Source organism: Bacillus sp. FSL R9-9834 (assembly GCF_038006905.1).
Classification (GTDB): Bacteria; Bacillota; Bacilli; order Bacillales; family Bacillaceae_G; genus Bacillus_A; species Bacillus_A pacificus.
In genome coordinates this window covers 147,097-165,876 of record NZ_JBBOWD010000002.1, presented here as the reverse complement: position 1 = coordinate 165,876, position 18,780 = coordinate 147,097, and the positions used below count along the sequence as shown (strand labels likewise).

Genomic DNA, 18,780 nt, shown 5'->3' with positions numbered 1-18,780 from the left:
TTTTGAAAAATAATCAAAACGGTTTTTGGTTTATAAAAGTTATTTCAGAACTGTTATTTAGTTATCACAGATTCTTTTTCCATCTTAATTTACATGCTTGAAAAAACACTTCAAATAATTCTTCATTATATAGAGGTAATTCGGATAAATCTACTTTATAGCCATTAAACAGCGATTGACCAGCCTTGACGATTGGGAGTGTAGATCCTGTTAGCGCCGCTGGATTAACCCCTTGTTTCTTATCCTCATGGTAAATCAATGCGCTTAATGGAGAATATTCTGTTTCGAAAATGTTCCAATCAAAGCATTTGTAAATTTCAGGGTATGCAGTGATGTATAGAACTGTCTCATAATCAGGACTTTGTCCAATTTTATTGATTCCTCTTGCATCTAATAATCTTTGGAAATTATGTTTGTGTTCTTCACTAGAAAAACACATCATGTCAGCTCCTTTTTTTGAAAGAAATCAATTGTTCTATTAGTTTTTATTCGACAGATTTTATTGACCACCTTTTGAAAAAATGTGCCGGTTTTCTCTTTAAAACTGTATATTTAACATAAAATATTTTTGTTGTTGTGCCATCTTGACATATAAATGTACTGACTTATACTATAGGCAATCTATATAAGGATATGGGGAGAAAAATGAATGCATTAGAGGGAATTTTTAAAATCGTGGGAGATGATGTGGAAGTAGAAGGGATTTCATCGGGTTATAGAGTTTATACACAAAAGAAGATAACTGCACAAGTACTTGAAGAATTAATAGACAGTGGATTTCATGTATGGAAAGATTTATTACATAAAAATGTTTATACTGTATCTAAAGTAGTAAAGTGATTAAACTTTTTTATAAAAACTGAACAACCAATCACAAAGAAAAACTCTATTTTGATCAAACTTTTTTCAAAATGGAGTTTTTTCATTTATTTTTAAATAAAGGTTAACGGGAATTTTTTAATCAATCTTTATTCTAAAGTTACACGTTAATGGATACAGCAGCTACATTCATAATCCCTTCTTTTACAAAGGTTTATCAATGGAAGAAGCAATTTGAAGTAGGTGGCTTAGATGCCCTTGAACCAAAGAGAAAGGGGCATCCATCCATGAAAAATAAACACACAAAACATGATACAAAAAGGATTCTGGCGGAAGGTTCAATTGAAGCGTTACAAGCTGAATTAGAACGCTTACGCATGGAAAATGCGTATTTAAAAAATTTGAATGCCTTAGTTCAAAATAAGGGAAATTACCAACTATTGATGTATTCAGATCAAGGGTGACATTATCAAATGAAACAGTACCGTCAGGCATTACAAGAAAGAGGTATCGTACAAAGTATATCTCGTAAAGGCAACTGTTATGACAACGTAGTAATGGAGAACTTCTTTGGAATCATGAAGTCTGAAATTCTCTACATAAACGAGTTTGAAAGTGTAGAGCATTTCAAAATAGAATTAGAAAAATATATAGATTATTAAAATACAAAACGGATAAAGACAAAATTAAAAATGAGCCCGGTGCAATACCGGGCCCACTTTTATCAAGCTGCCTAATGAAATAACCATGCCTAACTTTTAGAGGGCACTTCAAAAATTCGTTATAAGAAGTTGAACTTTCTTATTTAATTTTGTAAGATACCCACCAAAAACACTGTCCCATATATATCTGTAAATCATTTGAAACAGGGATAAATATATTTTTTAGTTCTTCCTCGGTGTAATAGTTTTTTATGATTTCGTATTTTGTTCCATTATCCAAAGTCCTTAATTTATATGTATTTGGATCATTCTCTTTATATATTAAAGTACCACCTATGGACTTTATATAAATATTATCAGCCATAAAAACTGTTGTTCCAGACCCAAGCTTATTGTGTAATTGATTTAAAAATTCTTGAATTCTAAACTTTGGTATATGTGAAAACCAAAAGTTTGCAATACCTCCCTCAAAGTTTCCAGAGATTTTGTCAAGCTGATAGGCATCCCTTTGAAGAAAATTCACTTTAGAAGGGGAAATGTTTTTTTGATTTGCAATGTTTAATACTTCGTTGGAATAATCTAAGGCTGTTATATGTTTTGCTGTTTTAGCTATAAACTGTGTCCAATAGCCTGTCCCACAAGCTATTTCTAAAATAGATTGGTCTGTAAATAGCTTTTGGAGTTTCTGTTGAATGAGAATCTGTTCTTTTTGACGAATAGGATCGTTTCTAAAATAAACCTTTTCATATTCATGAGCTCGTTCGTTATAATACATCTTCATAAATATCCCCCTTTGTACAAATTAACCAATTATAACATTTGCTAGTTAATTCTGTATATCGTTTTTTACATTGAAAGAGTTGAATGCTAGATACATTATGATACATAGTTTCGGTAAGTTCTCAGATGCACTAGAAAAATTATATTTATGCGGGAGAATTTTAAAGAGATGTTTCTAGAACAATTAATAGAATTAGGTTATCTCCAAGATGATCTGTATGGTTGATTTTGACTTTGGAAACAGGTTACTCAAAACAGGGGAGAAAACTATTCAGTCACTGGGAAATGCTCTGTTATATATATCCCAATCGAGGCATTTATAAATTTCAGGATACTATGAAGAGTGGTACATCTATGATAGAATAAATTCAACTGTATAGCGTGGGCGGAGAAGTTGCTAATCCTTTTTCTCTAAATTTAGAGGGGAAGGAGGTGTAATCTATGGATTATTTGAATAATCTCATAGAACAGGATTATAGACATATCCAGCGACATTTTTTTCAAATCCGTAGGATTTCAAAGTCTTCGCCATGCTACACGTACCTTGAAAGGAATCAGAACAATCCATGCTATATAAACGAAAACGAAGTTTGCAGCCGACCTTCGTTTTTTCAACATACAATGAATTACAGCAATTACTTACAATTGCATAAGATTCAACTGTACTCACTCTAACTTTCTATCAGTTAAGAAACTGTGCAATAGAACTATCCATAGTAATTTTACAAATATATATGACATCATCCAATTCTTTTAAAAAATTTATTCTTAAATTTTTATTTTTGCTTGAATCTACACTTAACGTTATAATTCTTATTTTCTTTCAAACGTTTATAATTTAAATGTTTAAGAGTACCGGTATACTTATCTTTAATATTGCTTCATAAAATGGTACTCACAGCTATGTCACTCCAATAAAAATGTTGTCACAAATGAATTCTGCCCCGCTTCAATTTTAGAAGCGGGGCAGAATTCATTTGTGATATAGACCAATAGCGTCAGTAATGCTGGAAAGTCCATCTTTTTCTAGTAGATTTAAAATTTCTTGGTTAATTTGTTTTGCAACAGAGGGCCCTCGATAAATCATACTAGTATAGAGCTGTACGAGTGAAGCACCAGATTTAATTTTTTCATATGCATCTTCTCCAGTAAAAACACCACCGGAACCAATAATAGGTAATTTGCCTTGAGTTTGTTGATAGATTTTAGAAATAATTTCTGTAGAACGTGAGTTTAATGGTTTACCACTTAAACCACCACTTTGTTCTTGATATTTAGACGTTAGATTAGTACGAGAAATAGTTGTATTTGCAGCAATAACTGCATCAACTTTTACTTCTAAAATTATTGAGATAACTCCTTCAAGTTGTTCTGGAGTTAAGTCGGGAGCAATCTTTAAAACAATAGGACGATATTGACTATGTTTTTTACATAATTCATCACGTTTAGTTAAAATAGAAGTTAATAATGGCTTTAAAGTATCGACATATTGTAAATCTCTTAATCCTTCAGTGTTTGGCGAGCTAATATTAATGACAAAATAGTCACCATGAGTATAGAGTGCTTCCAGTCCTTTTTGATAGTCCAAATTGGCGTCTTGGTTTGGAGTATCTTTGTTTTTTCCTAAATTAATTCCGAGAGGTATAGCTGGACGTGGTAAAGTCATAAAGTTTTGCTTTGCTTTATTTAATCCCTCACTATTAAACCCCATACGGTTAATAAGTGCTGTGTCCTCGGGTAAACGAAATAGGCGAGGTTTAGGATTTCCAGGCTGAGGATTAGGTGTAATAGAACCTACTTCAACTGAGCCAAAACCAAGGGATGCAAGAGCTGGATATACATCGGCAAACTTATCAAAACCAGCTGCTAAACCAATGGGATTAGGAAATGTAATATCTAGTAATTTACATTCTAATCTAGAATCATTCAAGCTCATATTTGTATTGTATAAATCTTTAGCAAATGAAAATGATTGCATAACCTTTAGAGCTTGAATAGTTCGTGTATGAGCTTTTTCAGGGTCCATCTTAAATAATAAATTGCGGATATTTGCATACATGGTTAGAATCTTCCCTTCAAATTATTAAAGTTAAAAGAATGCTAAAAACTCCTTATCTAAAATGAACAATGTAAAGTATTCTAGGCAATAATTTATAACTAGAATTTTTGGATGAGTATAACACCTATAATTACTAAAATAGCACCAAGAATACGTGGTAAGGATAACAGATGTATAGGAACATTAATTAAACCAAAATGATCTATTAATACAGATGCAACGATTTGACCAGCGAGTACCAAAGCTACGGTTGTTCCCGCTCCAATTCTTGGAATAAGAATAATGGTAGCTAGTACATAAAAAGCCCCTAAAACGCCTCCAGTCCACACCCACCATGGTGCAGATGCAATACCTTTATTAAAACTAAAACCAGCTTTAAATAATGAAACGGTGAACAAAGTGATTGCACCAACTATAAAAGAAATAGTTGCAGCAACAAGAGGTGAACCTACAACAGTACGAAGTTGTGCATTAATACTGAATTGAATCGGTAAAGCAAGTCCAGCCAAAAAGGCAAATATTAAAAATAAAATCCACATAATAAAATATCTCCCATTGATATAGAATTGTTAGAAATAAAAATATATATAATAATATTTTTGAAATTAATAGTATTTTATGAATATAGCGAGCTCGCCTCATCCATTATATTCCACAGATAAATGTTATTCAAATGTTTTTTAAGTTGTTTTTTCAGACATGAGAGTTATTTCTTAATATTTTTATAAAAAAATAACAAAGAAATTTGATATGATTATTAATGGTGTTGACAAAGAAATATATTTTAGAAATGAGGAGTCGAAATCATGAATTCAATATGTGTATTTTGTGGATCGAATTTTGGAGAAAGTGAAGAGTATAAAAACACAGCGGAAAAATTAGGGGAATTTTTAGGTGAAAAAAATACCACATTAATTTATGGTGGAGGTAAAGTCGGATTAATGGGGAGTGTAGCAAACTCTGCCTTACAAGCTGGTGGAAATGTAGTAGGGATTATCCCTGAGTTTTTACGAGATAAAGAAATTGCACATCAAGGGCTTACTGATTTAATAGTTGTGGATTCTATGCATTCACGTAAACAAAAGATGAGTGAACTGGCTGATGGGTTTATTGTATTGCCTGGTGGATACGGAACCTATGAAGAAATGTTTGAAGTTTTATCTTGGGGACAAATTGGTATTCATAAAAAACCAGTTGGGTTAATTAATGTAGACGGCTTCTTTGACCCCTTACTTAAAATGTTACAACATACAGTTGATAAAGGATTTGCAAGACCAGAAAATCTTAATCTAATTCTATCTTCAACAAATATAGAGGAGCTTTTTGCACAAATGAAAGATTACAATCATGTTATTGTAAATAAATGGGTCGATAAAAAAGCTTAATAGTATAGTTTATAATAAATAGAGAGGGGAACTTATAATAAGTTCCCTTTTTTTCTGCTTAAAACAAAAAAATCGGATATGGATATGATATCTCCTGTATGTAATATCTATAAGATGATGAAATGCAAAAACTTGATAAAATTTTCTGATAAAATTTTATCAAGTTTTTTTCTAGTGATAATAGTTTACGAATATATAACTATTTATGTTCTCCAGTAAATATTATTAAAATTTAAACCATACTTTTAATAAAGAAACGATTTGTATTCATGGTAGTGTTAGGGATTTTAAAGAAATAAAGGAAATGAAATGTATGAAATCTGAAGAGTGATGTCAGACGATTACTTTTTTGTAAAAAAATAATAAATTTTACCATATATTATTGAAAAAGCATTTTTGGTTTGATATATTATTAATCATTGGAAGTTTGGGAATTCTCAGACTATTAAAATCTGATTAATATCATAAATTAATAAATTGGACGAATTGCATCATTTATAAAGTACCGGTTATACATTTGTGGTTTTATCAGTGGGATGTTTAAGAGATTAGGGAGGGAAATCTGTGTTATCTGCATTAAAGGTAGTGCCAATTGAACAAATATTTTTACATGAAGAATATGAAGTAAAGAGATTAAAATCAATTTGTAAAAAAATTAAAGAAGAGCAAAAATTAAAGAATCCACCTATTGCTTTTCAAATAAGTAAGGACAAGTATTTAATACTTGATGGTGCACATAGAACATCGTCTCTACAAGCCTTAAATTGCAAACGAATGGTTGTTCAAGTAGTGGAATCAGAATTAATATCTATTGATTCGTGGGCGCACTATATTCCAAATGACAGAAATTTCATTGCAGATTTTAAAAAAAATACTAATTTATATTGGAGCGACGTTCCTATTCAGGAACATAATTATTTAGCAATCGTTACAATTGATGGGAATAATCATTATGTTTATTCCAAGCTTATGAATCAATTAGATTTGTTTTCAATGGTAGAGACATGGAAACAAATTGTAAATGTATATACAGATAAATATCAATTTCAACGTATTTCTAATAATGAGTTAAAAGAAGATGGAATTGTTATTCGTTATCCATCTTTAAGTTTAAAACAAATTGCTCAAGTTGTTGATGAAGGTATTTTACTTCCTGCTGGTGTTACGAAGTTTACAATAAATTGTGGACGTTTTTTAAATTTAAATGTACCTTTAAGCTTCATAATCCGTGAGGATTATGTAGAGGAAGATTGGCAAGAGATGCTAAAACTATGGAGAGAGTCCATTAGATTATATACGGATCCAATCTATTTATGTGAAATTTAAATAAGTATTTATTAGTCTCAAAAAACTTAATATTCTTAATATTGGAGGTAAACAGAAAATGGTGTACAGAGAAAGAATTAATGATAATCGAAAAGTATATTTAAATGGTGAATTAGTTAAAGATGTAACAAAACATTCAGCGTTTTCAGGTGCAATTCATTGTGTGGAAGAGTATTATAGTTTGCAAAATGAAAAACCAGAAGAGCATAGTTTTGTAGATACGGATGGTCAACGATCCTCAATTAGTTTGCTAATTCCGAGAAGCATAAAAGATTTAGAGCGAAAAAGAAAGGCTTACAAAGAAATAGCAGATATCTCTTATGGGATGCTTGGTAGAACACCAGACTTTATTAATGCAGCAGTAGCTACACTATCAGCTCATGCTAGTTTTTTTGGTAGAGATGAATATGCAAATTATACTCAAAATGCAGAAGAATATTATAAACATGTAAAGGCAAATAATTTATTTATAGCACATGGATCAATTAATCCACAGATTGACCGTTCAAAAGCTTTAGGTGCACAAGAACATGATTTTGCAGGAGTACATGTGGTGAGTTATGATGCATCAGGAATTGTGGTTAAAGGTGCAAAAATGATTGTTACATTAGCTCCAATTGCAGATGAACTCCTAATTTTTAATATGCCGGGCCTTAAGGCAGGAGATGAAGATTATGCTGTAGCATTTACTCTACCTGTGAATTCTCCAGGTTTAAAAGTAATATGTAGAAAACCTTTGGTCAAAGAAGGTTATGATACGTTTGATCATCCATTAACAAATCAATTTGATGAAATAGATGCTTATTTATTATTAGATGAAGTATTTATTCCTTGGGATAGAGTTCTAATATTTAGAGATGTAGAAAAATCTAATCAGTTTTATGATAAGACTTTTGCAAGGCACCATACGGGGCATCAAGGAATTGTAAGAGGACTGGCAAAAGCTGAGCTTTTAACTGGCATTGCTATTAAGCTAGCTGAGATGCTAAAACTGAATCAATTTATAAACATTCAAGAAAAATTAGGAGAGTTAACATCCTATGTAGAGTTGTTAAAGGCAAGTATCGTGTTAAGTGAACAAGATGCATATATGAGTAATGAGGGAGTAATAACACCAAGTATTAATGCAATTCAAGCAATTAGATATAATTTTCCAAAAATGTATGAAAAAATGGTAAAATGCATTCAATCACTAGCCGCTGGTTCTATGCTTGCGACACCTCATCATGAAGACTTTTTCAATGAAAATGGAGATTACTTAATGACCGCTCTTTCAACAGGTGAATTTGATGCAAAAGAAAGAACAATGCTACTTAACTTAGCATGGGATGCTTCAGGAGATGCTTTCGGACAACGTCAATTGGTATATGAGTACTATCATGCTGGTGACCCAATGCGTATAGCTGCTGGTCATTATTTATCATACGAAAAAGGCAAAATGTACAATATGGTGGAAAGGATATTGAAAAGTGAAACTGATAAAGTGTGCATGTCTCGTTAAAAAAGAAAACAATAAATTATTATTAGTAAGAGTTCGAGATAATAAACATTGGTATCTACCAGGTGGGAAAATTGAACAAGACGAGAAGGCCAGTGAAACGTTAAAAAGAGAGTTACTTGAGGAGTTAAATATTAAATTAATTCCAGAGAGTATTCAATATTTATATACAGTCACAGGACCAGCTTATAACGAAAAAGCAGTAGTTGATCTTGTATGTTTTTCCGCGGATTGGGAAGGGAAAATTCAACCTAAGGCAGAGATTAGTGAAGTAAGTTGGATTGAATATAAAGATAAAAATTTATTAGCTCCTGCCGTATTAGAACTAATAAAGAACTGGGATTGACTATGGAAATTGAGGTGAACAATTACATTGATTTATAATATAGAACGTTTAGTTAATAAGATGAAACAAAATGGGTTAGATGCAATTATTGCTTCTACAAAAGAAAATATTCGTTATTTTACAGGATTTCAGCCAGTTGTAAAGACATTAAATCCATATTTTGGACAATGTTATTCAGTTATTACAATAGATAATCCTGAAATTGTTCATATTGTCCATTCTATTGGGGAAATTGATCAAGTATTAGATGCACGAGTGCAGGTAGGAAAAATATATACTTATGGGGTTTTTTATAGAGAACATAAAAATAATGTTCTTCTTTCTGAAGAAGAAGAGCGTCTGAAACTATTATCCAATTTCGATGCGAGCCATTCTAATGGGATAGAGGCGCTTATTGCTCTTTTAAAAGATATAGACGTTGAACATTGTAACATAGGTATAGATGAAGATGGAATGCAGCCATATCATATCGATACTATTAGTAATAGTTTTAAAAAAAGTAAGGTAGTTTCGGTATCTAATATTTTAAGGCATGTTAGGTCAGTAAAAACAGATCATGAAGTTCAAGCATTGGCTTATTCAGCAAGATGTATAGAGAATGCAATTGAAGATGTAGCTGCTAATTTATTTGAAGGTATAAGTGAATATGAAATAGCCAATATTTTTAATTGTTCTATTGCTAAAAAAGGAGCATTACCTGTTTTACCAATGATTAAAGTCGGAAGACATGCTGTTGGTGGTCAGCGTAGGCAAAGTAAGGATATTAAATTAATGCCAGGAGATTTAATTTGGTTTGACTGTGATATTGTGTGTGACGGATATTGGGCAGATATTGCACGAGTTTTATCTTATAAGTATATGAAACCAGAGTATGATAAATTTAATGCACTTTATAAAGGACAATGTATAGCTATGCAAGAAATTCAACCTGGCATGAAGGGATCAGATGTTTTTGACTTAACGATGGACGCAGTGTATAAATCTGGTTTCAAAGAATACAGAAGGCATCACGTAGGGCATGGTATAGGATTGGAACCATATGAATTGCCTATACTTGCTCCAAATAATGAGGATGTAATTGAGGATGGAATGGTTTTATCTGTAGAAACACCATATTATGAGTTTGGATTAGGAGCATTACACGTAGAGGATCCGGTTTTAATTTCTTCTAGTGGAAATAAAATTCTAACTAGTACTAAGGGGCATATCAAAATCGTGGAGTGATAAATGTATGATTTATGATAACATTACAGAATGTATAGGAAATACACCCGTGGTAGATTTTAAAAGTGATTTGGTACCTTATGGGAAAAAGTTATATTTAAAATTAGATTACTTCAATCCCAATTTTAGTGTGAAAGATAGAACGGCTCTTGGATTAGTGAAAGCTGCTATGAAAAGTGGGAAAATTCGAAAAGGTGATATTTTAATAGAGTCAACTTCAGGTAATTTGGGTAAATCTCTAGCAATGTTAGGAGCTGTTTATGGATTTCAGGTAATCATTGTGGTGGATCCAAAGATTAGTTCGAACCTATTAAAATGGTATAACGCATATGGTGCCCAGGTTGAAATGGTAAAAAATCCAGATGAAAATGGTGGTTTCCAAAAAGCAAGAATTCAACGTGTGAAAGAGCTTATAGTCCAATATCCTAATGCATATTGGACAAATCAATATGATAATCCTGATAATCCAAATTTTCATGCTGAAACTACTGGTAAAGAAATTGTCGATTTACCTATTGACTCTGTTGTGGGAGCAGTAAGTACAGGTGGACATTTGTGCGGAGTCGGGAAATTTATTAAGCAATTTAATCCTGAAATTAATGTTATTGCTTGTGATGTACAAGGTTCTGCTGTATTCCAAAATCACTTTAATCCCTATTTAATTAACGGAGTTGGGTTGAGCTGGAGAGGCCAAAATACAAATTTAGAAGTTATAGATCAAGTTTGTATAGCAAGTGATCAAGAAGCGATTTCAACTTGTCGTATCTTAGCTAAAAAGTATGGAATCATGATAGGCGGTTCTGGAGGATTATCAGTCGTCTCAGCATTGGCCTGGCTTAATAATAGTAATGCAAAGGCAGTTGTGGCTATTATCCCAGATACAGGAATAAATTATTTGGATCAGATTTATGATGATGTTTGGTTAGAGAAAAAAGGAATAATATTATTAGAAGAAGAACAACTTCAACAGAGAATAGATGCTAAGAAGTTTATGAAACCAGACAATATAGAAAGTAAAACTTTAGTCTAGGAAATATAGATGTTAAGTTCGAAGTCTATATTAATTTTGCCGCTTGATTATATAAATTATAAAAAGAAACAGAAAAGAGATTCCAATTATCATAAATATATATGTGTATCTTCTATTAATAAAAGGTGGTAAATAGTGAAATGAATACTAATAAGAATCAATTTATACAGTTCATTTGCGAGGAGAAAATCCTTGAATTTGGAAGTTTCAAATTAAAATCAGGCCGTAACAGCCCCTATTTCTTTAATTTCGGTTCATTTGATGATTCAGTTAAATTAGCTAAATTAGGAGAATCCTATGCCTCTAGTATTATAGAAAATAACATCGAATTTGATGTTATTTTCGGCCCTGCATATAAAGGAATCCCAATCTCCTTATCTGTGTCTATGGCTTTATTCTATAAACATGGACTACGAGTTAATTATGCGTTTAATCGTAAAGAGGAAAAAGACCATGGTGAAGGTGGAAATATTGTGGGGACTTCTTTAAAAGGAAGAAAAGTGCTTGCAGTAGACGACGTTATTACATCGGGCAGAACAATTAAAGAAACAAAAGAAATTATCGAGAGAGAAGGTGGAGAATTATCCGCATTTCTTGTTGCTCTTGATAGAGAAGAAAAAGCATTAGATTCTCAACTTTCAGCCTTAGAAGAAGCATCAAAAACGTATGGTGTAGAAATATATGCAGTTGCTAAAATCTCTGATGTAATGAGTTATATGGAAAAAGAGCATGGTAAAACCTATGTTCATCTTTCTAAAATTCAAGAGTATTTAAATTTATATGGAACAAAAAAATTAACAATTTATTAATATATAATATCTATTAAAATAAAAGATGAGTAAACAGGGAGTAATAAGATCCCCTTATAGTAGGTGGCCTGCTACATCGGCATCAAGTTGAAATTCTATAATGCTCCAAAACGAAGAAATTGTGTCATTTATAGCAAGGAAGTTCATTTTTATCATTTGGAAGATAATTCAAAACATTAAGTTGATAGGAAGTTGGCGCTACTTCTTAAAGGTAATAAATTTTATTTAAGGAATAATTACCTTTAATATCCTAAGCTAGTCTATCTACAGTGTAAATGGTTATTATTGATGACTTTAGTATATTTATACTGCGTAATTCATTAATTCAAAGCTATAAAGAGATAAAATTTCTTTATAGCTTTTTTGATTACTAAAAACATTTAAAAGTTTTCGCGACAAACACATAGTAACTTCATACATAGCACAATTGTGCACATACTTTTTAAGTATTTAACTTCAGTCATTATATATATCCTCCTAAAAAATGCTAATTAGTTTCATAATAATTTCTAAAACGTAAATATCCAATGCCCTCTATATAAGAGTAACCTTGTGTTTGTAAGTCTCCTATTACTTTATTAGGCTCCTCATATTGAATTAAATCGGTTAACAATAGAAATTCAATAAAAGAAACATCTACGTCATGATAAAACCCATTTAAGATCTTTATCTCTAGTTCGCTAAATTGGATACCATACATTAAATTGTTTACCAATTTTTCAGTAATCAAATCCCCGAATTCTTTAACAGGCTTTGGGAGATCCAATTTTTTTCTATCATCATTTTTAATTCTTAAATCTAAAATTAAATAATCAACTTCTTTGGAGGAAAGTGCTTTAGTATCTTGAATAGGAAATTGCGGTCTGGTATTCCTTTTAAAAAGGTCTTTAAGGGATTTCAAAAAATCACTTCCTTAACATGGTTGTAAATGAAAATATATTATTTTGGCTAAATTAGATGAGATGGAATTCAAGTTGATGGTGTTTATTGTTAATGATGTTCTTTTTTTGTTTCTTAGGGATACTTACATCAAAAGTAATATCTGGAGCAGAGTCTAGGGTGAGTTTTAAGAAGTCTTGGTCTATGTGGCCTGAATCTAAATTGATTGGTTCTAATTCTCCATAGCAAAATTCATGGATCGTACCATCATGACCATATAAAAACCAGCGGGAATCTTGTAAAAATTTTAGTCTAATATCATGAATGCCTAAAGCTGAGATTATTTGTTCCTGTACATCATTGATACTCTCTAAAATTGAAACATTTGTAGTGGAGTGTAAATTGTCCCGCAAATGTACTTCGATGCAATTGGAATATTTCACTTTAATTAACACACGTGTTTTTGCAGGTTGGTTATTTTTTTTGAGTTTTAATACTAGTATTTTCGCACCTATTTTCTTAGCGTCTTTATCAATCAATTTTTGATTTGAATTGTTCATTTTTTATCCTCCTTGTCTAATCATATTATTTATCTTTTGGATCCTTTTTCATAAACTTTGATCGGTTAATTCTTAACTCTTCTTTTAATATAACAACCTCAGAACGAAGGAAAATAGTACATTTTTCTTCAGACTTAATAGGGATTAAACGCCCTTCTTTAACCAGAGCTTTAACTCGTGCGTTAGAAACTCCAAGAAGTGCAGCTACATCTTTAGTTATCATGAGCTCTTGTGCGAGCCATTTCTTTAGTTCCGGTGTTATATTCATTCGCATTCTTTCTCCTTAATAGACACAAAAAAGTGAAGTAATGTAATACCTTTGTTTTATATTAACATAAAGGGTTGCCATATGGTAATAGTTTATTTTTAATTTTTAGATTAAATAGACTTTTCTGAAATGTAGTTTGATGTTGTACAACATAACATGATAAAATTATGTTAATAAATGGTTGCTATACGGTAATAGCTGTATAAACTTTGATTATAATAACTAGTATTAAAAGGGATATTATTAATGAATTACGAAATGATTGTATATCTATAGAATTTGAACTTCCTCCACTGTCAATTCGTTTAAGAGTGGAGGATTCCTAAGTAGTGAGTTCTATCGAACGCTAATTTATTAGGCTAACCCCGCAGTCCTTGCGGTTAGAAGTCTTATCGCTTCATTCTTTATATTGATACTTGCGTTAATATCCCTATCATGGTGTGTATGACAAGAGGGACAGTTCCATTCACGTAGGTTTAGATTTTTAACGTCTTTGTTTTGGTATCCACAACTAGAACATAATTGGCTGGAAGCAAATGTTTTCGATACGACAATGACTTGTTTGCCGTACCATTTTGCTTTATATTCCAACATGGTTCGAAACTGTGACCAGGAAACCTCACTAATTGCTTTTGCTAATTTATGATTCTTTAACATATTCGATACTTGCAAATTCTCTATACCGATAACATCGTGGTTTTTGATGATTTCAGTTGAGATTTTATCCAAGTAATCTTTTCTAGCATTTGAAATGTATTCATGAAGTCTAGCTACCTTTACTTGCTGTTTATTCCAACGAGTAGATCCTTTCGTTCTTCTAGAAAGAACACGCTGTGCTTTCGCTAACTTAACTTCTAATAAGCGAAAAAACTTTGGATTTTTATAGGTTTTTCCATCTGACAAAATGGCGAAATCTTTTAGTCCCACATCTATTCCGATGTAAGAATGTGTTTTCGGAAGTTCTTGTATTTCTGTTTCAACTAACAATGACACAAAGTAGCTGCCAGAAGGGTTCCGTCTAACTGTAGCGTTTACAATGCGTCCCTTTACTTCGCGACTTTTGGCAAATCGAATAAGACCTAGTTTCGGTAACTTTATTTTGTTTCCTACAACAGCAATGTTTTCATTAGTTTGTTTTGTGGTATAAGATTGTACGTTGTTCTTCTTAGATTTAAAGCGCGGAGCACTGTTTTGTTTTTTGAAAAAACGTGTATAAGCATCCGCAAGGTTGCGAACGGACGACTGAATCGCAATACTATCGACTTCTTTTAGCCAAACAAACTTTTTTTTCATAGCAGGAAGTTTGGCAGAGCATGTACCATATGTCAAACCTTTCCCTGTCTCTTTGTATGCGTTATCCCATAGAGATAGGAAATGATTAAATACAAAACGGGAACAACCAATCGTTTTATTGATTAGGCTCGCTTGTTCTTTATTTGGATAGATACGAAATTTATATGCTTTATTGATAATCATTTGTTTCACCTCCATTTCGATATATGTGTATTATAAACTGAACATACATTCGATGTGTAGTGAAGTGATCATGACAAATTGTCAAGTAACAATTTACTATCTGTTGAACAATAAAGAGGGCATCCTGCCATTGCTTGTACCAAGTTAATCCATCTTCTGCCGTCTCACTTTGCGTTCTTTGAGTAAGGGGTTTTTTTGGCTAAAATAATAACAACATGTTTGGTAGTAATGCAAAATATGCTTATATATCTTGTGTTTATTTCGTGAAATACTTTAGAAAGGGGATATAATTATGAGAGTATTTTTATCAAGAGATGCAGCGCTGAAAATGGATTTAAGACAACTCGAATTAAATACTACGTATGCACTTGTAAATTATGGTGAACCAAAAACTGCTCTTATGAAGAAGGTTCAAATGAATATTACTAAAATTGAAGATATGAAACTTAAAGTGGAAGTTGTTGAAGAGAGAGAAGGACCAAAGGTGTATGGTTTTTCAATTAAAGACTTTTTTGATGAATTAGTCAAAGGAGTGGAAAATCATCCGAAATTTAATCTAACATACTATGACATTGATGGTACTAAAGCGATTGTTTCTTATGATTTCACTCTTAATTCAAAGACATCTGATATGGAGATTAATAAATTTATCGATTTTATAGAAGGGCAAATTACTGGAGTGCATTTAGAAGTTTTTAAAGCTTTTAATTTTCCAGCAAACAAACCAAAGAATAGTTAAAAAGGTTGTAAATAAATGAGTGGCAAAGGGCATTGTTACAATGACCTTTTTTTGCTTGAATAAGTATGTATCAATTATTTCGGATTTAAAAAATTTTAGGGTGTCGATAGGTTGTAAAATATTATGTAGTCACATATAGGAGCTGGGTAAATGAAAATAGTTGCATGGAATGCAGGCATGGCATTTAGGAAGAAAATCGATAAAATATTACCGCTTAAAGCAGACATATTGATAATTTCAGAGTGTGAACAACCAGAAAAATGGGGGCAGATTGATAAAGAAAAAGGTATTTATAAATTTTTATGGGAAGGGGATAATCCAAACAAGGGTATTGGAATAATTACTTTTGATAAAAGGTATAAAATCGAAATCCATCCTGAATATGATAAGTCTTTCCGCTATATTGTTCCAATAAAAGTCTCTGCTGATAACCAGGAATTTATAATGTTTGCTGTTTGGTCACAGAAGGGTGAAAAACGTTATAGTAGTTACATAGGTCAAATATATTTAGCGTTAGAGAAATATGCTTCTTTGCTAAAGGAGCCATGTATCATTGTAGGGGACTGGAACAGTAATAAGGTATTTGATTATATTAAAAGAGTTAAGACACATTCTGAGGTTATTGGATTTCTTGAAGCATTTGGGATTAAGAGTGCATATCATCAATTTTTTGAGGAAGAACAAGGTGAAGAGTTGAAAGCGACCCATTATTTTAGAAAAGAAAAAGTGAGACCATTTCATATTGATTGTCTATTTGCTTCTGATATATTCCTTAACAAATTAGAATCTATTGAAATAGGTTCCTATGAAGAGTGGATTGAGTTTAGTGATCATATGCCACTAAGTGCTGAATTTAATGATTAAAAATAATTTTATAGTAACTTAAATTAAATTGGGGAAAATTGAGTTTTTTTGATTGATCTTTATTTTAAAATTAACAACAAGAAAAATTAATATTAAGCATTGAAAGAATGAAATTAAAATACAGATAAAAACGGGTATCCAATCTCACAACCAGAAAGTGAAATCAAGGCAGCCTGAAACATTAAAGAAGATAAGGATGAATAGATGTGGACAAAGAAGTAAGGAGATATAAAATTATTTTAGGTATTATATTTGGACTGATATTAGTATGGGCTGTAACTACAAATAGTAATGTTGATAAAATAGAAGAGGGGTATACACATCAATTAGACTTTGAAAACAAGTTAAAAGAATACTCAAACAGTATGATTTTGATTGAAGATTCACAGATAGAACATCGTGATAAAGAAAACGATAATATATATAAAGCAAACTGGAAGGGTTTCGAACTATACGCTAAAGTGGGTAAAAGCGATTGGGTATCGAACTCCGTATCAGTTGCAACAAACAAGAAAGTATTTGAGGATAAAACTTCATATAAGCAATACCGTAAACTAATGGAATGTGTGATTCGTATCGCAGACCCTAAACTAACAATAGAGGAGATTGATAAGTTAATAGCAAAAGGGGTAGACGAGAACGAGTCACCAAACACATATGATTTCGGATATGATAGATATGTAGGGAAAGATAAGACAATTAACATTAGTTTTATTATAACGGATAGAAAATGATTTAAAGCTGTTACTGATCTTCTTCGAATAATCTTTTAAGCAACCAATTTATTTTAATAAATTGGTTGCTCAGTGCGACATTGATGTCGTGCAATTTTAATCCGAATGTGGATTTGAAATATGGTTCAATCGTTTTTATCAATGTACAACCGTTTTTAAAAACGATTAACTGTTTATAGGGGAAATTTGTTAAAGTATTTTGAGGGCAAGTTTTGATTAAACTTTATTTCAAATTAAAGACTAATTCGCATTATATCCGAATTCACGTGTACCTAACTTTTCCTTGTAAATATTTTCAATATCTAGTATTTCATCATTCGTAATTGTTTTGGGTAAAGTACGTAATATCGAAAAAAGAAAATCCTGTTTATGTTCAGGATTATTTTCTAATAGCTCAATTAACTGCTTATTACCTCCATGTCCAGTTTTAGCATAAGATTCCCATCTGCCCCATATTCCGCCTTTACCTATTCCACCAGGTGCATTTGCTTTACCTACATATAACTTCCCTGTTTTTTTATTTAAAATTACATAGATTCCTGCTACTGAGGAAAGCATTTTACACCAAGTGGAGTTTACATCAGGGTTATCGTAAAGGCTTTTTAAATCGTTGTATGTAAGTGAGAAATCAAGAAATCCTGGAAACTTACGAATTGCTCCTTTTTGAATAATTTCTATGATATCAAATTGTTTTCTCTTTCTGACTGCCTTTACCTTTTTTAGTGGAGCAAACCACATATGAAATGTTCTCTCTGACCAATTAATAATTATTCGATCCTCTAGTTCCTCAAAGCCTGTAACTTTTTCCATCTCATAATAGTATGCATTACCCTTTTTGTACTCAGGTTTCATCCATTCATAATATTTATCAGCAATGAATTTTTGGGGATTGGCTTTACCTAACACCTTGTAAACACCGATAAATACAGCTTTTTTACCTTCTTCAAAGTCTAGGAAACTAACTACATATTCACAGTCTCCAAACACATCATCTTTTTGGTGTTTCTGGTATAACTCTATTTGTCCTTTTTCATATAAATCAACAACATCAATTCTACCTTCATCTTTATGTCGAACGATTTTAATGTTCTTAGTTAAATCTAAGCCGTAACTTGCTAACATATTCTCTACTGTAAGCATAATTCCCCACCTACTAATATGATAGTACTATTAGGGGAAAGAAACATCATAATTTTTTACTGATAGAAGTTCTATTACAGGTGCAGTAGACGGATATAATAGCCCAACTTACTGCTTCATTTGTAACAGTTGTTTTTGCCTGCAGTGGTTCGTAATATGCTAGATTACACTTGACTTAAAAT

20 protein-coding genes and 3 pseudogenes are annotated in these 18,780 nt (G+C 31.7%); 14 read left to right on the top strand and 9 right to left on the bottom strand.

Annotation, left to right across the window (positions count from 1 at the left end; genetic code table 11):
- Window positions 1-64: 64 nt before the first annotated feature.
- The gene (locus MKY00_RS28500; protein ID WP_000333633.1) at window positions 65-439 is read right to left on the bottom strand and encodes a hypothetical protein; all 375 of its coding nucleotides are present in this window, start codon (window positions 437-439) and stop codon (window positions 65-67) included.
- Between the two features lie 206 nt (window positions 440-645).
- Here MKY00_RS28500 and MKY00_RS28495 point away from each other — a divergent pair, with 206 nt between their 5' ends.
- The 3 genes and pseudogenes from MKY00_RS28495 to MKY00_RS30290 all read left to right on the top strand — a co-directional run.
- Window positions 646-840: a hypothetical protein gene (locus MKY00_RS28495; protein ID WP_000992383.1), complete on the top strand. Its 195-nt coding sequence runs from the start codon at window positions 646-648 to the stop codon at window positions 838-840.
- Window positions 841-989: 149 nt separating this feature from the next.
- Window positions 990-1,046, top strand: a pseudogene (locus tag MKY00_RS30295) (hypothetical protein); the annotation flags it as partial.
- 207 nt (window positions 1,047-1,253) lie between these two features.
- Window positions 1,254-1,556, top strand: a pseudogene (locus MKY00_RS30290) (transposase); the annotation flags it as partial.
- Between the two features lie 64 nt (window positions 1,557-1,620).
- Here the strand turns inward: MKY00_RS30290 and MKY00_RS28485 are convergent.
- Window positions 1,621-2,262: a class I SAM-dependent DNA methyltransferase gene (locus MKY00_RS28485; protein WP_000785006.1), complete on the bottom strand. Its 642-nt coding sequence runs from the start codon at window positions 2,260-2,262 to the stop codon at window positions 1,621-1,623.
- Between the two features lie 437 nt (window positions 2,263-2,699).
- Between MKY00_RS28485 and MKY00_RS28480 the strand changes: the two are divergent.
- A pseudogene (locus MKY00_RS28480) lies at window positions 2,700-2,914 on the top strand (DDE-type integrase/transposase/recombinase); the annotation flags it as partial.
- 320 nt (window positions 2,915-3,234) lie between these two features.
- Here the strand turns inward: MKY00_RS28480 and MKY00_RS28475 are convergent.
- Entirely contained in the window at window positions 3,235-4,320 is a 1,086-nt protein-coding gene (locus tag MKY00_RS28475; RefSeq protein WP_000271221.1) for a quinone-dependent dihydroorotate dehydrogenase, read from the bottom strand.
- Window positions 4,321-4,418: 98 nt separating this feature from the next.
- Window positions 4,419-4,859: a DMT family transporter gene (locus MKY00_RS28470; RefSeq protein ID WP_000264902.1), complete on the bottom strand. Its 441-nt coding sequence runs from the start codon at window positions 4,857-4,859 to the stop codon at window positions 4,419-4,421.
- 267 nt (window positions 4,860-5,126) lie between these two features.
- Between MKY00_RS28470 and MKY00_RS28465 the strand changes: the two genes are divergently transcribed.
- From MKY00_RS28465 to pyrE, 7 genes are all read left to right on the top strand, one after another.
- Entirely contained in the window at window positions 5,127-5,705 is a 579-nt protein-coding gene (locus MKY00_RS28465; RefSeq protein WP_001084316.1) for an LOG family protein, read from the top strand.
- 564 nt (window positions 5,706-6,269) lie between these two features.
- Window positions 6,270-7,031, top strand: a complete 762-nt coding sequence (locus MKY00_RS28460; RefSeq protein ID WP_000947371.1) for a ParB N-terminal domain-containing protein — start codon at window positions 6,270-6,272, stop codon at window positions 7,029-7,031.
- Window positions 7,032-7,089: 58 nt separating this feature from the next.
- Window positions 7,090-8,532 (top strand): 4-hydroxyphenylacetate 3-hydroxylase family protein, encoded by a 1,443-nt coding sequence (locus MKY00_RS28455; RefSeq protein ID WP_000263000.1) that lies wholly within the window; start codon window positions 7,090-7,092, stop codon window positions 8,530-8,532.
- A complete protein-coding gene (locus MKY00_RS28450) occupies window positions 8,501-8,875 on the top strand; it encodes an NUDIX hydrolase (protein ID WP_000766910.1) in 375 nt (124 codons plus the stop codon). Before MKY00_RS28455 ends, MKY00_RS28450 begins: the two co-directional genes overlap by 32 nt.
- A 27-nt stretch (window positions 8,876-8,902) precedes the next feature.
- Window positions 8,903-10,099: a M24 family metallopeptidase gene (locus tag MKY00_RS28445; protein WP_000639934.1), complete on the top strand. Its 1,197-nt coding sequence runs from the start codon at window positions 8,903-8,905 to the stop codon at window positions 10,097-10,099.
- 7 nt (window positions 10,100-10,106) lie between these two features.
- A complete protein-coding gene (locus tag MKY00_RS28440) occupies window positions 10,107-11,129 on the top strand; it encodes a PLP-dependent cysteine synthase family protein (protein ID WP_000638693.1) in 1,023 nt (340 codons plus the stop codon).
- Between the two features lie 140 nt (window positions 11,130-11,269).
- Complete coding sequence (pyrE, locus tag MKY00_RS28435) at window positions 11,270-11,938, top strand: orotate phosphoribosyltransferase (protein ID WP_001095420.1); 669 nt, start codon at window positions 11,270-11,272, stop codon at window positions 11,936-11,938.
- Between the two features lie 487 nt (window positions 11,939-12,425).
- Here the strand turns inward: pyrE and MKY00_RS28430 are convergent, their stop codons facing one another.
- From MKY00_RS28430 to tnpB, 4 genes are all read right to left on the bottom strand, one after another.
- Window positions 12,426-12,839, bottom strand: coding sequence for a hypothetical protein (locus MKY00_RS28430; protein WP_000838545.1), 414 nt, complete (start codon window positions 12,837-12,839; stop codon window positions 12,426-12,428).
- A 52-nt stretch (window positions 12,840-12,891) separates the two neighbouring features.
- The gene (locus tag MKY00_RS28425) at window positions 12,892-13,377 is read right to left on the bottom strand and encodes a hypothetical protein (protein WP_001065869.1); all 486 of its coding nucleotides are present in this window, start codon (window positions 13,375-13,377) and stop codon (window positions 12,892-12,894) included.
- Window positions 13,378-13,402: 25 nt separating this feature from the next.
- Window positions 13,403-13,645, bottom strand: coding sequence for a helix-turn-helix transcriptional regulator (locus MKY00_RS28420; RefSeq protein ID WP_001027911.1), 243 nt, complete (start codon window positions 13,643-13,645; stop codon window positions 13,403-13,405).
- Window positions 13,646-13,999: 354 nt separating this feature from the next.
- The gene (tnpB, locus tag MKY00_RS28415) at window positions 14,000-15,121 is read right to left on the bottom strand and encodes an IS200/IS605 family element RNA-guided endonuclease TnpB (RefSeq protein WP_000586187.1); all 1,122 of its coding nucleotides are present in this window, start codon (window positions 15,119-15,121) and stop codon (window positions 14,000-14,002) included.
- 292 nt (window positions 15,122-15,413) lie between these two features.
- On the opposite strand from tnpB, the gene MKY00_RS28410 reads away from it, so the two are divergent.
- The 3 genes from MKY00_RS28410 (at window position 15,414) to MKY00_RS28400 (ending at window position 17,458) form a co-directional block, all read left to right on the top strand.
- The gene (locus tag MKY00_RS28410) at window positions 15,414-15,860 is read left to right on the top strand and encodes a hypothetical protein (protein WP_001263523.1); all 447 of its coding nucleotides are present in this window, start codon (window positions 15,414-15,416) and stop codon (window positions 15,858-15,860) included.
- A gap of 150 nt (window positions 15,861-16,010) precedes the next feature.
- The gene (locus tag MKY00_RS28405; protein WP_000706156.1) at window positions 16,011-16,724 is read left to right on the top strand and encodes an endonuclease/exonuclease/phosphatase family protein; all 714 of its coding nucleotides are present in this window, start codon (window positions 16,011-16,013) and stop codon (window positions 16,722-16,724) included.
- 206 nt (window positions 16,725-16,930) lie between these two features.
- The gene (locus MKY00_RS28400; RefSeq protein ID WP_000357020.1) at window positions 16,931-17,458 is read left to right on the top strand and encodes a hypothetical protein; all 528 of its coding nucleotides are present in this window, start codon (window positions 16,931-16,933) and stop codon (window positions 17,456-17,458) included.
- A 240-nt stretch (window positions 17,459-17,698) separates the two neighbouring features.
- On the opposite strand, the gene MKY00_RS28395 is transcribed toward MKY00_RS28400, so the two are convergent.
- On the bottom strand, window positions 17,699-18,598 hold the full coding sequence (locus tag MKY00_RS28395) for a GIY-YIG nuclease family protein (RefSeq protein ID WP_000958557.1): 900 nt from the start codon (window positions 18,596-18,598) through the stop codon (window positions 17,699-17,701).
- Window positions 18,599-18,780 lie beyond the last annotated feature (182 nt).

Excerpts from the sequence above, each read along its gene's own strand:
- MKY00_RS28495 (WP_000992383.1), top strand. The coding sequence starts at position 646 with ATGAATGCATTAGAGGGAATTTTTAAAATCGTGGGAGATGATGTGGAA.
- tnpB (WP_000586187.1), bottom strand. The coding sequence starts at position 15,121 with ATGATTATCAATAAAGCATATAAATTTCGTATCTATCCAAATAAAGAA.
- MKY00_RS28500 (WP_000333633.1), bottom strand. The coding sequence starts at position 439 with ATGTGTTTTTCTAGTGAAGAACACAAACATAATTTCCAAAGATTATTA.
- MKY00_RS28485 (WP_000785006.1), bottom strand. The coding sequence starts at position 2,262 with ATGAAGATGTATTATAACGAACGAGCTCATGAATATGAAAAGGTTTAT.
- MKY00_RS28475 (WP_000271221.1), bottom strand. The coding sequence starts at position 4,320 with ATGTATGCAAATATCCGCAATTTATTATTTAAGATGGACCCTGAAAAA.
- MKY00_RS28420 (WP_001027911.1), bottom strand. The coding sequence starts at position 13,645 with ATGAATATAACACCGGAACTAAAGAAATGGCTCGCACAAGAGCTCATG.
- pyrE (WP_001095420.1), top strand. The coding sequence starts at position 11,270 with ATGAATACTAATAAGAATCAATTTATACAGTTCATTTGCGAGGAGAAA.
- MKY00_RS28405 (WP_000706156.1), top strand. The coding sequence starts at position 16,011 with ATGAAAATAGTTGCATGGAATGCAGGCATGGCATTTAGGAAGAAAATC.
- MKY00_RS28470 (WP_000264902.1), bottom strand. The coding sequence starts at position 4,859 with ATGTGGATTTTATTTTTAATATTTGCCTTTTTGGCTGGACTTGCTTTA.
- MKY00_RS28465 (WP_001084316.1), top strand. The coding sequence starts at position 5,127 with ATGAATTCAATATGTGTATTTTGTGGATCGAATTTTGGAGAAAGTGAA.
- MKY00_RS28395 (WP_000958557.1), bottom strand. The coding sequence starts at position 18,598 with ATGCTTACAGTAGAGAATATGTTAGCAAGTTACGGCTTAGATTTAACT.
- MKY00_RS28440 (WP_000638693.1), top strand. The coding sequence starts at position 10,107 with ATGATTTATGATAACATTACAGAATGTATAGGAAATACACCCGTGGTA.
- MKY00_RS28425 (WP_001065869.1), bottom strand. The coding sequence starts at position 13,377 with ATGAACAATTCAAATCAAAAATTGATTGATAAAGACGCTAAGAAAATA.
- MKY00_RS28410 (WP_001263523.1), top strand. The coding sequence starts at position 15,414 with ATGAGAGTATTTTTATCAAGAGATGCAGCGCTGAAAATGGATTTAAGA.
- MKY00_RS28455 (WP_000263000.1), top strand. The coding sequence starts at position 7,090 with ATGGTGTACAGAGAAAGAATTAATGATAATCGAAAAGTATATTTAAAT.